Raw genomic sequence first — 13,905 nt, forward strand, 5'->3', positions numbered from 1 at the left:
GGTGGTGCTACGGGTGGTGGGTGCTTACGACGACCGGAAGGCCGCGCTGCTCGGAGGTCTCGGCGGTGACCCGCCGGCCGACCCCCTCCAGGACGTGCTTCCCGATCAGGTTCGCGGCGGGCAGCTCGATCGGGTACTCGCCGTCGAAGCAGGCCCGGCAGAGTCGGCTCTTCGGCTGTTCGGTGGCCGCGATGAGGCCGGTGAGCGAGACGTACCCGAGGGTGTCGGCGCCGATCGACCGGCGGACTCCCTCGTTGTCCAGCCCGTTGGCGAGCAGCTCGGCCCGGGTGGCGAAGTCGATGCCGTAGAAGCACGGCCAGGTCACCGGCGGGGAGGAGATGCGGACGTGCACCTCCAGCGCGCCGGCCTCGCGGAGCATCCGCACGATGGCCCGCTGGGTGTTGCCACGGACGATGGAGTCGTCGACCACGACCAGCCGCTTGCCGCGTACGTTCTCGCGGAGCGGGTTGAGCTTGAGCCGGATGCCGAGCTGGCGCAGCGTCTGTGACGGCTGGATGAAGGTCCGCCCGACGTACGGGTTCTTCACCAGGCCGGCGCCGTACGTGATGCCGGACTCGGCGGCGTAGCCGATGGCGGCCGGCGTGCCGGACTCCGGCACGGGGATCACCAGGTCGGCCTCGACCGGGTGTTCCTTGGCGAGCTGACGGCCGATCTGCACCCGCGCCGCGTGGACGTTGCGGCCGGCGATGGTGGCGTCCGGACGTGCGATGTAGACGTACTCGAAGAGGCAGCCCTTGGGCTCCGGCGGCGCGAACCGCGTGGAGCGCAGCCCGTCCTCGTCGATCGCGATCAGCTCCCCGGGCTCGACCTCGCGGACCACGCTCGCGCCGACGATGTCCAGTGCGGCGGTCTCGCTGGCGACCACCCAGCCGCGCTCCAGCCGGCCGAGCACCAGCGGGCGGACGCCGTGCGGGTCGCGGGCGGCGTACAGCGTCGACTCGTCCATGAAGACGAAGCTGAACGCGCCGCGCAGCCGCGGCAGCACCTCCAGCGCGGCGGCCTCGACCGACAGGTCCGGCCGGCTGGCGAGCAGCATCGTCACGAGGGAGGTGTCGTTGGTGGCGCCGTCGGCGACCAGCCCTCGCTCGCCGACCTCCCGCTGGAGGTCGGCGGTGTTGACCAGGTTGCCGTTGTGGGCCAGCGCGATCGTCGTGCCGGAGGTGGTGGACCGGATCGTCGGCTGGGCGTTCTCCCAGTTCGAGGCGCCGGTCGTCGAGTAGCGGGCGTGGCCGATGGCGACGTGCCCACGCAGGCTGGCCAGGGTCGGCTCGTCGAAGACCTGGGCGACCAGGCCGAGGTCCTTGTAGACCACCACGCCCGAGCCGTCGCTGACCGCGATGCCGGCCGCCTCCTGCCCCCGGTGCTGCAACGCGTACAGCCCGAAGTACGTCAGGTTGGCGACCTCCTCGCCGGGCGCCCAGACGCCGAAGACGCCACACGCGTCCTGGGGGCCGGGACGTTGGGGATCAAGGTCGTGGCTCAGCCGGCCATCGCCTCGGGGCACCTGCCGCTCCCTCATGCTGGACTGGCCTCGCGGGATCGCGGGATCCGCACTGTTCGGCCGGGACCACTGTCGTCGCCTGACAGTGTACGCGAACCCGAAGCGACACAGAAAGTCACGAAATGGCTGCGGGCCGTCACCGGACGCCGATCATCGTCGCAGCTAGAGCGGCAGGTACGGGGAAAGGTCCGCCCGGGTCCCGCTCACCCGCACGCGACCCTCCGTGACCGCCTCGGCCCAGTCGAGGCGACCGGTGGCGACCCGCAGCCAGGTCTCCGGGTCCATTTCCACCACGTTCGGCGGGGTGCCACGGGTGTGTCGAGGACCCAAAACGCACTGAACTGCACCGTAAGGTGGGACACGCACCTCCACCGATCGGCCGGGGGCGCGCTCCGCGAGGGCGGTCAACAGGGCACGGACCGCCCCTCGGTACACCGACCGATCAGGCGTGCGCCCCTCGTCGAGCGCCGACAACGCCGCCGCGACCGCGGCGGACTTAACGTGCGGAGAGGACACGACGGGACGATACGACCCACGCGCAGCGCGCATCACGCCGGCCCTGGGTCGCGCTGATCCGGTCAGACAAGGCATAGTTGCCGACGGCGTATTCGTACCGTGATGATTCCCGGCCCGGCGCCCGCCGGCCGTGGAGGGTAAGTCAGTCCGGAAGGGCGGTGGACGTGTCAACACACCGACGTGCCTGGAAGCAGCGGGCCGGTGTGGTCGTGGCGCTGGTTGTCGGCGCCCTGCTCACCGTCCCCCCCACCCCCGCGTTCGCGGCTGACGTGGCGGTCACCCCCGGCTCGGTCACCGTCAACGCCGGCAGCGACGCCACGGTCACTGTCACCGTCACGCCGCGCAACAACGACGAGACCGCTCGGATCAGCCTCTCCGGGCTGCCCTCCGGCGTCACCTGCTCCCGCGGGTGCGACGAGCTCCGCTTCAACCCGCCGAACCTGCCCAAGTCGCAACTGGTGACGATCAAGGCGAACGACAACGCCACCGACGCCAACGTCACGGTCACCGTCGCGGTCGAGGCCGACTCGGGTCCCGGCACGGCCACGTTCCAGCTCAGCGTCAAGGGCAAGGCCGCCCCGGAGCCGACGCAGGCGCAGACCGTGAAGTCGATTTCCGGCAAGGTGGTCAACCAGGGCGGCGAAGCGGTGCCGAACGCCTACGTGGCCCTCAAGGACGCGAAGGGCGGCAGCTTCGACACCATCGCCGACGGAAATGGCAACTTCCGCTTCACCGGCACCACCAGCAAGCCCATCGCTCCCGGCCGCATCGACATCGGCGCGAGCTTCGACAACGTCACCACCACGAAAAGCTTGAACGCCTCTGCCGGGCAGTCCATCACCGGCCAACGGCTCACCCTCGCGATCAAGGCCGAGACCACGCCGAGCGCCACGCCGTCGGCGTCCGTGGAGGCGGCACCCACCGAGGAGGTGACCGAGGAGGTCACCGAGGAGTCGGCCGACGCCGCGGCGGCCGCCCCGACCAACGCCAGCAACGCGGACTCGGGCGGCATGGGCTCGCTGCTGATCATCCTGCTGGGCGGTCTTCTCGTCGCCGCCGGTGTCGGCACGATCGTGCTGCTCTGGATGCGGCGCAAGGAGAACGGTGAAGACGCCGAGGACGGCCCGGCCGCTGCCGCCGGCGCCGTGCCCGCCGCCCGGGGCGCGTACCGCGGGGCCGAGGACCACACCCGTGTGGTCAACCCGGCCGGGGCGGCTCCCACGATGGTCGGCGGCGCCGGTCTCGGCGACGCCCCGACGATGATGCACCGCCCGGTGGTCGACGACGTCCCGCCGGACCCGTACGGCGCTCCCCCGCAGCCGTACGGCGCTCCCGCCGGCCAGGGCGGCGGTTGGGCCGGCAGCGGCTACGGCGACGAGCCCGCCGCGCCGGCCGGCTACGGCGCCGGCGGCTACGGCAACGCGCCGTCCTCGGGCGGCGGCTACGGCAATGCGCCGTCGTCCGGTGGCGGCTACGGCAACGCGCCGTCCTCCGGTGGCGGCTACGGCAACGCGTCCGGTGGCGGATACGGCGGCAACGACTACGGCGCCCCCGCCGGCGCCGCGGCCGGGGCGGGCTACCCACCGGCTACGGGCGGCGCGCCCGGCTACGGCGAGCGGTACGACGAGCCGACCGGCCGCTACCAGGGCGACGCCACGCAGTACCCGGCACCGGCCGACCCGTACGCGACCGGCATGTACCAGCAGGACGGCGGCTACGGCCAGGCCGACTCCGCGCCCTACGGCCAGGCCGACTCCGCGCCCTACGGCCGGGCCGGCGAGCCGACCGGCGGGTACGACCAGCGCGGCGGCTACGACCAGGGCGGCTACAGCAGCGGCGGGTACGGCCAGCAGGGCGGCTACGGCCAGGAGCCCCCGGCCGCCCAGCGCGGTGGCTACGACGACCGCGGCGGGTACGACGACCGCGGCGGCTACGACCAGGGCGGCTACAGCAGCGGCGGGTACGGCCAGCAGGGCGGCTACGGCCAGGAGCCCCCGGCCGCCCAGCGCGGCGGCTACGACGACCGCGGCGGCTACGACCAGGGCGGCTACGGTGGCGGCGGGTACGGCGACCCGGCGCAGGCCGGCCGGGGCCGACCCGACGGCCCGCCGCAGGACCGCGGCGGTCGCCGCCTGGACTGGCTGGACGACTGACACCGGAACACGACGAACGCTGAGGGGCCGTCCGGCATCGGACGGCCCCTCCCTCGTCTCCGGCACGGTCGGCTATCTGCGAGGTGGTGCTGGACCGCGCACATCGTCGACGGTCCGGCCCCAACGTGATCGGTACGACGACGCCTGGAAGACATTCGTGCCCTTTGCTCTGCTTCACCGGACGCAATGGTTTTCTGGCATTTCCGTTGCGTAGGTTGAAGCAGAGCAAAGGGCGCGCGCATGACATGCGGCGCTCGGCCGGTGGCATCGGCTGGCACGGGCGAGCAGAGATCCCGGGAAGGAGGGCGCGGGATCCGGCGGACCGTGGCAGCCGCCGAGCGGTGCAGGCTGCGGTACCGGTCAGGCGCGGGTGAAGACGCCCTGGCGGAGCACCGGCACGACGCCCGAGACGCCGACCTCCACGGCGATCTCCACGTCCTCGGCGAATCCGCCCTCGGCCAGTTCCCGACCGGAGACGCAGCCCCGGACGGCCGCCGGGACGTCCGGTGTGCTGGCGAGTGCGGCGAGCGCCATGGCCGCCTCGACGGACAGGCCGCCCGGCACCCCGGACAGCGCGTCGAGGACGCAGGCGGCACCGAGCTGATCCTCCACGGAGGGGCGCAGCGACCCGTCCGACCAGCGCTCCCCGGCGGCGACGACGCCGATCGGCGCGTCCGTCGAGCCGTACCCCTGGTGGCGGAGCCACCGCCCGACGGCGCGGGCGTTGCGCAGGCAGGCCGCGACGACCGGCAGGCCGGTGGCGCTCGCGGCGGCGCTGATGGCCGAGCCGTTCGGTGAGGGCAGGACCAGGTCGGCGACGGCCGGCGCGGTGCGCAGGGCCGCCGGCGACAGTGACCACGGATGGTCCGGGGTGGTGCGTCGGCGGCCGACCGCGGCGACGGCGCCGACGCGGACGGCGTACTCGGCGGCCTGCTCGCCCCACGGGAACGGGTGGACCCGCATGCCCCGGGAGACGGCCACCTCCACGGCGGTGGTGAACGAGAGCACGTCCACCACCACCAGGACCGCGCAGACGCGGCCGAACTCGGCCGCCCCCGCCAACCCCCACTCGAACCGGGCGCCCGATCCGGGCTGGGAGTGGACGGCGGCGGCCAACACCTCAGCGCTCGTCGGGAGCGGGGGGCTGCTCGGAGTCACCGGAGCCCGGGTCGGACGCCTCGGTGGCGTCGCCGGCCGTCGCCCGCTCCTCGGCCGTCTCGGTCGGCGGGGTCGCGATCACGCCACCGGGCGAAGCGACACCGCCCGACGGCTCCCCGGGCTCGACGATCGGCTCGGGTGCGCCGGTCACCGGGTCCGGGCCGGACGAGGCGATCGGCTCGCTCACGACCTCGGCCGGGTCGACCGGCTCGGCGTCGGTCGCGGTGGCCAGGGGCACCGCCTCGACGGCGCCGGCCACGCCGGCCGCCGGGGCGTCCACCTCCAGGATCTCCGACCCACCGAAAAGGCGGGGCAGGGTGGCGGTGTGGGCGGCGTGCAGCTCGTCCAGGCCGATCCGGAACTGGCCGTGCACCTCCAGCGCACCGCCGGCCGGGTCGGTGACACCGATCAGCTCGACCGGTACGCCGTGCTCGGCGGCCAGCGCGGTGAACGCCTTCTCGTGCCCGCGCGGCACCGAGACCAGCGCACGGCCGGCGGACTCGCTGAACAGGAAGACGAACGGCATCGATCCGCTCTCGAACCGCTCCGGCACGGCGATCCGGGCCCCGACGCCCCGCCGCAGGCAGGACTCGACCAGGCTCTGCGCGAGACCGCCGTCGGACAGGTCGTGCGCGGAGCTGAGGTGTCCGACCCGCGCGGCCTCCGCCATCAGGTCGGCGAGCGCCCGCTCGCGGGCGAGGTCGACCTGCGGGGGTACGCCGCCGAGGTGCTCGTGGGTCACCCACGCCCACTCGGAGCCGGACAGCTCCACGTGGGTCTCGCCGAGCAGGTAGATCTGGTCGTGGTCGCCGCCGCCGCGCGGGACGAAGCCCATCGACACCCGATCGGCGACGTTGTCCAGCACGCCCAGCACGCCCACCACCGGGGTCGGGTGGATGGCGGCGGCACCGGTCTGGTTGTAGAAGCTGACGTTGCCGCCAGTCACCGGGATGCCCAGCTCGGCGCAGCCGTCGGCCAGGCCGCGGACGGCCTCGGCGAACTGCCACATCACGCCCGGGTCCTCGGGCGAGCCGAAGTTGAGGCAGTCGGTGACGGCGATCGGCTTCGCGCCGGTCACGGCCACGTTCCGGTACGCCTCGGCCAGCGCGAGCTTGGCGCCGTGGTACGGGTCGAGGCGCGCGTACCGGCCGTTACCGTCGACGGACAGGGCGACGCCGAGGCCGGTGCGCTCGTCGATCCGGATCACGCCGGAGTCCTCCGGCTGGGCGAGCACGGTGTTGCCCAGGACGTACCGGTCGTACTGCTCGGTGACCCAGGTCTTGTCGGCCAGGTTGGGCGACGCGATCATCCGCAGGACGGTCTCCCGCAGCGCCTCCGGGTCGCTCGGCCGGGGCAGCGTCTCCGCGCGGTCGGCCTGGAGCAGGATCAGGTCGGCCGGCTCGCGCATCGGGCGGGCGTACACCGGGCCGTCGTCCACCAGCGAGCCCGGCGGCACGTCGACCACCAGGTGGTCCCGCCAGGTGATGACCAGGCGGCCCGGCTGACCGTCCGGCGCCGGCGGGGTGACCTCGCCGATCGCGGTGGCCCAGACGCCCCACTTCTCGGCGGTCTTGAGCACGGCCTCCAGCTTGTCCGGCTCGACGACCAGCAACATCCGCTCCTGGGACTCGCTGGCCAGGATCTCGTGCGGCTCCATCGAGGGCTCGCGCAGCGGCACCCGCTCCAGCCAGACCCGCATGCCGGTGCCGGCCGCGGCGGCGGTCTCGGTGAGCGCGCAGGTGAGGCCGGCACCGCCCAGATCCTGGATGCCGGCGACCAGCTGGGCGTCGTACAGCTCCAGGCACGCCTCGATCAGGAGCTTCTCCATGAACGGGTCGCCGACCTGCACCGACGGGCGGCGCTGCTCGCTGCCCTCGTCGAAGGTGGCGCTGGCCAGCACCGACACGCCGCCGATGCCGTCCCGGCCGGTCTTCGCGCCCATCAGCACGACGACGTTGCCGGGGCCGACGGCGGCCTTGTTCTGCAGGCGGCTGACCGGCAACACGCCGAGGCAGAGCGCGTTGACCAGCGGGTTGCCCTGATAGCAGGGGTCGAAGACCACCTCGCCGCCGATGTTGGGCAGGCCGAGGCAGTTGCCGTAGCCGCCCACGCCGGCGACCACGCCGGGCAGGACGCGGGCGGTGTCCGGGTGGTCGGCCGCACCGAAGCGCAACGGGTCCATCACCGCGACCGGGCGGGCGCCCATGGCGAGGATGTCCCGGACGATGCCGCCGACGCCGGTCGCGGCGCCCTGGTACGGCTCGACGAAGCTCGGGTGGTTGTGCGACTCGACCTTGAAGGTCACCGCCAGCTCGTCGGAGACCCGGACCACGCCGGCGTTCTCGCCGATGCCGGCGAGCATCCGGTCGCTCGGCGGCGCCTTCTCCTGGAACTGGCGCAGGTGCACCTTGCTGGACTTGTAGGAGCAGTGCTCGCTCCACATGATCGAGTACATCGCGAGCTCGGCCTGCGTGGGCCGGCGGCCGAGGATCTGCCGGATCCGCTCGTACTCGTCGTCCCGCAGGCCCAGCTCGGTGTACGGCTGGAGCTCACCGGGCGTGCCGCCGGCGCGGGGGACGGTGTCCACGCCGTCGGCCCAGTCGGCGGGCACGGCTTCCCCGGCCGGCGCTGCGGGCGCGGCCGGAATGGCGTCCGAGGTCTCCCGGACCGGGTCCTGGGTGGTCATGAGCTCTCCTCGCTGCGCTCAGGGCCGCCCGTCGGGCGGGTGAGCCGACCGATGATGCCGCGCACGGTCACGCCGGGGCCCCCACCAGGTGCTTGAGCACCGAGGTGAAGAAGCCGAGGCCGTCCAGGGAGGGGCCGGTGAGCGCCTCCACCGCGTGCTCCGGGTGCGGCATGATGCCGACCACGTTGCCGGCGGCGTTGGTGATGGCGGCGATGTCGCGCTGGGACCCGTTGGGGTTGCCCCCGACGTAGCGGGCGACGACCCGGCCCTCGGCCTCGAGCTGGTCCAGCGTCGCGGTGTCGGCGACGTAGCAGCCCTCGCCGTTCTTGACCGGGATGAGCACCTCCTGGCCGGGCTGGAACGCGTTCGTCCACGCGGTGCCGGCCGACTCGATCCGGAGGACCTGGTCGCGGTTGCGGAAGTGCAGGTGCTGGTTGCGGGTCAGCGCGCCGGGCAGCAGGTGGGCCTCGCAGAGGACCTGGAAGCCGTTGCAGATGCCGAGCACCGGCAGGCCGCCCCGGGCGGCGTCCACGATCGTCTCCATGACCGGGGCGAACCGGGCGATCGCACCGCACCGCAGGTAGTCGCCGTAGGAGAAGCCGCCGGGCAGGACGACCGCGTCCACCCCGTGCAGCTGCGGGTCACCGTGCCAGAGGCGGACCGGCTCGGCTCCGGCGATCCGGACGGCCCGGGCGGCGTCCCCGTCGTCGAGCGATCCGGGGAACGTGACCACACCGACCCGGGCGGTCACGAGCGGGCGTCCACGGTCTCGTCGGCCTCGACCAGGCGGACGGTGAAGTCCTCGATGACCGGGTTGGCGAGCAACTTGTCGGCGATCTCCCGAGCGCGGTCCAGGTCCGGTTCACCGGTGAACTCGATCTCGATCCGCCTGCCGATCCGGACGGAGGCGACGTCGCTGACGCCGAGCCGGGGCAGCGCGTTTGCGACGGCCTGGCCCTGCGGATCGAGGATCTCGGGCTTGAGCATGACGTCGACGACGACGCGAGGCACTGGGCACTCCTGACTGTGTACGCAGTTGGGTGCCGACCCACTACGGGCGAGCGCAGCCAGCCTACCTGGCAGATGCCGCCTCGGACGCACCGGCCGTACGCGGTTCAGGCAGTGATCGACATTGTCAGCGCGGGGGGCCGGAGACCGATGCGGGTTCGTTGCCGTCCCGATGCGGTTCCGTTGCCGTCCGACCCCGTTCGCCCGCCTTTGCCCGGTCGGGCATCACGCCATGATTCAATTGATGGTTTTCGATGAAACACTTGTGAACCACATCTCAGAGCCCTACCGTACATCGTCAGATGTCGATGGAAGTCCCCGGCCGGCGAGCCACCCGAGCCGTCGGCCGGCAGGCCGGACCCGGTGAACCCGGGCCAACCCCGAAGGAGCCCTCACATGCGCATCCGATCCCTGGTCGCGGTCCTCGCCACCGCGGTGGCCGGCGTGCTCGGCGCCAGCTCCGGCGCCGTCGCCAACCCGACACCCACGCCCTACATCATCGGGGGTGGCTACGTCTCGTCGGCGCCGTGGGCCGCCGCGGTGTTCAGCAACGGCTCGTTCACCTGCTCGGGCACGATCATCGCCCCGCAGTGGGTGCTCACCGCCCGGCACTGCCTCGGCGGGACGATGTCCGTCCGGGTCGGCAGCGTCTACCGCTCCTCCGGCGGCGTCACCCGCACCGTGAGCGCCACCTACGGCCGGTACGACCTGGCCCTGATGCGGCTGTCCAGCTCGGTGAGCACCAGCTACGTCACGCTCGCCAGCAGCAACCCGCCGATCGGCTCGACGAACTCGATCTACGGCTGGGGCATGACCTGCTACAGCGGCTGCTCCGCCTCCAGCCAGCTCAAGACCGCCAGCGTCCGGGTCACCAGCAACAGCGCCAGCGACGCGTACGGCGGGCAGGCCATCCGGAGCACCCGGATCAACGGCAACGCGTGGCGGGGCGACTCGGGCGGCCCGCAGTTCTACAACGGCCGCCAGGTGGGCGTCGCCTCGACCGCCGACGGCTCCAGCATCCAGAACTACGGCAGTGTCGCGTACAACCGGGCCTGGATCACCTCGGTGGCCGGTGTCTGACGGTTAGCGCCTCGGGCGGCGCGGATGGTCGGCGGAGCGCCGGCCGTCCGCGCCGCGCGGTTTTTCAGCATCCGACCAGGTGAACAGGGCTCACGTTGGGCCCCACGATCGGCTGACAGCATCGGAAACGTGCTGGTCGTGACGACGGATCAACTTCCCGGCTACGAGATCCGCCAGATCCTCGGCGAGGTGGTCTCCTCGATGGCCAGGACGCGGAACCCGTACCGCGAGGGCGTGAAGAATCTGCGCGGCGGCGCGTACGACCCGATGGCGCCGGACAACCTGACCCGCTGGCGCACCGACTCGGTGGCCCGGCTCGGTGAGGAGGCCCGCCGGCTGGGCGCGAACGCGGTGATCGGCATGCGGTTCGACAGTCGGGACTGCGGCGAGATGTGGATGGAGATCTGCGCGTACGGCACGGCGGTGATCGTCGTACCCAAGGTTCCCGACGTCATGCCCCCCGACCAGCCGCTGGTCGCCGCGGAGACGGCCCACGAGGGCGAGTTCGCGGAGGAGCCGGGCGGCATCGCCGAACCGGCCAGCGCCCCGAACCTCCGCACAGCCGCCGAAACCCCCACCCGCGATTCCTGACCCCCACCCCACCCCACCCCACCCCACCCACCCCAACGGCGTTGATCATGAAGTTAGCGGGTGGTTTGGAGATCGACTCACCCGCTAACTTCATGATCAACCGGGAAGGGCGGGTGGGGGCCGGGAAGGGCGGGTGGGGGCCGGGAAGGGTGGGGTGGGGTGGGGTGGGGTGGGGTCAGAGGATCGGGGGTGGGGTGTAGGTGGCCGCCTGCGGGTGGGCGGCCGCCACCTCGGATACGCGGGTGACCACCGCCTGGACCTGGGCCGGGGCGGCGCCGACGAAGGCCCGCCGGTCGGCGACCAGTTCGTCGATCTCGGCCCGGTTCAGGCCCAACCGGCCGTCCGCCGCGAGGCGGTCGAAGAGGTCGTTCTCGGGGGCGCCCTTCTCCCGCATGGCGAGGGCGACGGCGACCGCGTGCTCCTTGATCACCTCGTGGGCAACCTCGCGACCCACACCCCGCCGGACCGCCGCCACCAGGATCTTGGTGGTGGCCAGGAACGGCAGGAAGCGCTCCAGCTCACGGTTGATCACCGCCGGGTACGCCCCGAACTCGTCCAGCACGGTGAGGAACGTCTGGAACAGCCCGTCGGCGGCGAAGAAGGCGTCCGGCAGGGCCACCCGGCGCACCACCGAGCAGGACACGTCGCCCTCGTTCCACTGGTCGCCGGCCAGCTCGCCGACCATCGACAGGTAACCCCGGATGATCACCGCGAAGCCGTTGACCCGCTCCGACGAGCGGGTGTTCATCTTGTGCGGCATAGCGCTGGACCCGACCTGACCCGGCTGGAAGCCCTCGGTGGCCAGCTCCTGGCCGACCATCAGGCGGATCGTGGTCGCCAGCGACGACGGCCCGGCCGCGACCTGCGCCAACGCGGAGAGCACGTCGAAGTCGAGCGAGCGCGGGTAGACCTGCCCGACGCTGTTCAGCACCCGGTTGAAGCCGAGGTGCTCGGCGACCCGCCGCTCCAGCTCGGCGACCTTGTCGGCGTCGCCGTCGAACAGGTCGAGCTGGTCGGCGGCGGTGCCCACCGGGCCCTTGATCCCCCGCAGCGGGTACCGGCCGATCAGGTCGTCCAGCCGCTCGTACGCGATCAGCAGCTCCTCGGCGGCCGACGCGAAGCGCTTGCCCAGCGTGGTCGCCTGCGCCGCGACGTTGTGCGAACGACCGGTCATGACCAGGTCGGAATGCTCGACGGCGAGTCGGGCGAGGCGGGCCAGGGTGGCGACCACCCGGTCCCGGATCAGCTCCAACGACGCCCGCACCTGGAGCTGCTCCATGTTCTCCGTGAGGTCCCGGGAGGTCATCCCCTTGTGCACGTGCTCGTGCCCGGCGAGGGCACTGAACTCCTCGATGCGGGCCTTCACGTCGTGCCGGGTGACCCGCTCCCGCTCGGCGATCGAGGCGAGGTCGACCTGGTCGAGCACCCTCTCGTACGCCTCGACCACCCCGTCCGGCACGGCGACGCCGAGGTCCCGCTGTGCCCGGAGGACGGCGAGCCACAGCCGCCGCTCCATCCGGATCTTCTCCTCCGGGGACCACAGGGCAGCCAGTTCGGGCGAGGCGTACCGGTTGGCGAGCACGTTGGGGATCGTCGTCACGTACCGCATTCTCCCGTACGCGCCGGCGGCGGCCGCGGGGGTCTCCGGACCGGCGCGGGTCGCGTCACACCTCCGGAACGTCGTGCACGGTCGCGGTCACCACGAGGGTCTTCGTCTGCGTGCCGTGGGCGTTGCTGGCAGTCGCACGCGCAGGTCTAACCCAGTCGGCCGGAAGGCCGTGGCAGGTCAGGTGCTCTGCGTCAGAGCATCCTGGTCGTAGTGCAGCTCATGCAGGTGGCTGCCCTTGACGAGAACCGAAACCTCGACCGGGCGACCATCGACCGAGCGGATCACCCGCAGCTGACGCAGCACTGGTACGTACGGCGGCAGGTCGAGCTCCTCGATCTCCTCCGTCGTGGGCATCCGTGCCGACACACGGTCGCGCATGTGCTGCTGCGGATAGCCGAGGTCCGCCAAGAGCCTTGGCGCTCCGCCCCTGATCTTGCGATGCTCAGCCAGCTCGGTGCCCCTGGCGATGGCCGCCGGATAATACGACCAGGACAGTTCGACCGGCTCGTCGTCGTGCAGGAGCAGCCGATGCCGCAGGATGGCTCGCTCGCCTTCGGTCAACTCCAAGCCGTGCGCCACCTCCCCTGGTGGCACGACCTCCGCCACGGAAAGGAGGCGATAGGCGTAGCCCTCGGGCGAAGGGGTGACGTATGCCGACGCCTCGACAGCCAGCGGCCGCCTCCGCCGGACGTAGACGCCCCGACCGACCTCGCTGTAGACAGCGCCCTCCGCTTTCAGCGCGCCGAGGGCGCGCTGCACCGTCGCGGTGGCAGCGGAATACAGCTGCACGAGCGTCGGGATCGACGGCAACTGCGACCCCGGAGCAAGTTCGCCGGACATGATGCGGGACCGGAGGTCGGCCGCGATCTGCTCATGGCGCGGGCGGCCATCGGTTCCGCTGGCCATGTCAGGCTCCCGCTCCATCAGTCGATCGACAGCTCGTATCGTAGGCGCCGGCCCCACGGCACCATCGTCATGATGCTGACCTCGACCGGTACGCCTTCTTCCGTGCTCAGCACACGGGTGAGGCCCAGTGCCCAATCGTGACCGGTCAGGTCGAGCATGCGCCGCTCGGCCGCGTCGGGCTGACGCGTGTAGACGTCTTCCCGTACTCGCTTCGGACGATAGCCCAACTCAGCGAGCAGCCTGACGGCCCCACCGCGGATCTTCCGCTGCTCGGCAAGGGCGGTATCGCGGGCGATGGAGATTGGGTAGTACGAGTCGGTCAACTCCACCGGCTGACCGTCCAGCAGCATCAACCGGCGTCGGACGATCAGGCGATCGCCCGGTTCCAGGCGAAAAATTTCAGCCACCTCGGCGACCGGCACCACTTCACGCACATCGAGCAGTCGCTGCGTGCCAATTCCGCCTTGCCCCGCGGCATCGGCGCCCCATGCGTCGCCACCATGAGCATCATCCGGCCGAACGTAGGGCATCGAGACACTGAGCCACTGACGTTCGCCCATCTTCGCCTCCTTGCCGACTCCGTCGGCAAGGGTATCCATCCCCCTTTACCCTCACGGCGTCACATCCTTGCTGCCTTATTAGATAAGCAGTAAGGTTCTCGATGCGCGTCCGATGG

At 72.0% G+C, this 13,905-nt stretch carries 11 protein-coding genes and 1 pseudogene; 3 read left to right on the top strand and 9 right to left on the bottom strand.

Translation table 11 applies throughout. From position 1 onward, the window contains the following. Positions 1 to 7: 7 nt before the first annotated feature. Together purF and ACN26Y_RS06650 are read right to left on the bottom strand one after the other, a co-directional pair. A complete protein-coding gene (gene purF, locus ACN26Y_RS06645; protein ID WP_155329432.1) occupies positions 8 to 1,525 on the bottom strand; it encodes an amidophosphoribosyltransferase in 1,518 nt (505 codons plus the stop codon). 159 nt (positions 1,526 to 1,684) lie between these two features. Continuing rightward, complete coding sequence (locus ACN26Y_RS06650) at positions 1,685 to 2,038, bottom strand: sterol carrier family protein (protein WP_155329433.1); 354 nt, start codon at positions 2,036 to 2,038, stop codon at positions 1,685 to 1,687. Between the two features lie 130 nt (positions 2,039 to 2,168). On the opposite strand from ACN26Y_RS06650, the pseudogene ACN26Y_RS06655 reads away from it, so the two are divergent. Then, a pseudogene (locus ACN26Y_RS06655) lies at positions 2,169 to 4,191 on the top strand (hypothetical protein). 360 nt (positions 4,192 to 4,551) lie between these two features. On the opposite strand, the gene ACN26Y_RS06660 reads toward ACN26Y_RS06655, so the two are convergent. The 4 genes from ACN26Y_RS06660 to purS form a co-directional block, all read right to left on the bottom strand. After that, on the bottom strand, positions 4,552 to 5,307 hold the full coding sequence (locus ACN26Y_RS06660; RefSeq protein WP_155333961.1) for a 2-phosphosulfolactate phosphatase: 756 nt from the start codon (positions 5,305 to 5,307) through the stop codon (positions 4,552 to 4,554). A gap of 4 nt (positions 5,308 to 5,311) precedes the next feature. Continuing rightward, positions 5,312 to 8,035 (bottom strand): phosphoribosylformylglycinamidine synthase subunit PurL, encoded by a 2,724-nt coding sequence (purL, locus tag ACN26Y_RS06665; RefSeq protein WP_155329435.1) that lies wholly within the window; start codon positions 8,033 to 8,035, stop codon positions 5,312 to 5,314. Positions 8,036 to 8,102: 67 nt separating this feature from the next. Beyond that, entirely contained in the window at positions 8,103 to 8,786 is a 684-nt protein-coding gene (gene purQ / locus ACN26Y_RS06670) for a phosphoribosylformylglycinamidine synthase subunit PurQ (protein ID WP_155329436.1), read from the bottom strand. Next, entirely contained in the window at positions 8,783 to 9,046 is a 264-nt protein-coding gene (gene purS, locus ACN26Y_RS06675; protein ID WP_155329437.1) for a phosphoribosylformylglycinamidine synthase subunit PurS, read from the bottom strand. Before purS ends, purQ begins: the two co-directional genes overlap by 4 nt. Positions 9,047 to 9,439: 393 nt before the next feature. On the opposite strand from purS, the gene ACN26Y_RS06680 reads away from it, so the two are divergent. Further along, complete coding sequence (locus ACN26Y_RS06680) at positions 9,440 to 10,123, top strand: S1 family peptidase (RefSeq protein ID WP_155329438.1); 684 nt, start codon at positions 9,440 to 9,442, stop codon at positions 10,121 to 10,123. 24 nt (positions 10,124 to 10,147) lie between these two features. Beyond that, a complete protein-coding gene (locus tag ACN26Y_RS06685) occupies positions 10,148 to 10,714 on the top strand; it encodes a YbjQ family protein (protein WP_155329439.1) in 567 nt (188 codons plus the stop codon). A 175-nt stretch (positions 10,715 to 10,889) separates the two neighbouring features. On the opposite strand, the gene purB is transcribed toward ACN26Y_RS06685, so the two are convergent. The 3 genes from purB to ACN26Y_RS06700 all read right to left on the bottom strand — a co-directional run bounded on the left by purB (position 10,890) and on the right by ACN26Y_RS06700 (position 13,789). Continuing rightward, entirely contained in the window at positions 10,890 to 12,314 is a 1,425-nt protein-coding gene (gene purB, locus ACN26Y_RS06690) for an adenylosuccinate lyase (protein WP_155329440.1), read from the bottom strand. 186 nt (positions 12,315 to 12,500) lie between these two features. Further along, a complete protein-coding gene (locus ACN26Y_RS06695; protein WP_155329441.1) occupies positions 12,501 to 13,229 on the bottom strand; it encodes a GntR family transcriptional regulator in 729 nt (242 codons plus the stop codon). 17 nt (positions 13,230 to 13,246) lie between these two features. Then, on the bottom strand, positions 13,247 to 13,789 hold the full coding sequence (locus tag ACN26Y_RS06700; protein ID WP_155329442.1) for a UTRA domain-containing protein: 543 nt from the start codon (positions 13,787 to 13,789) through the stop codon (positions 13,247 to 13,249). Between the last annotated feature and the right edge of the window lie 116 nt (positions 13,790 to 13,905).

Source organism: Micromonospora sp. WMMD558, from assembly GCF_049315255.1.
GTDB lineage: Bacteria > Actinomycetota > Actinomycetes > Mycobacteriales > Micromonosporaceae > Micromonospora.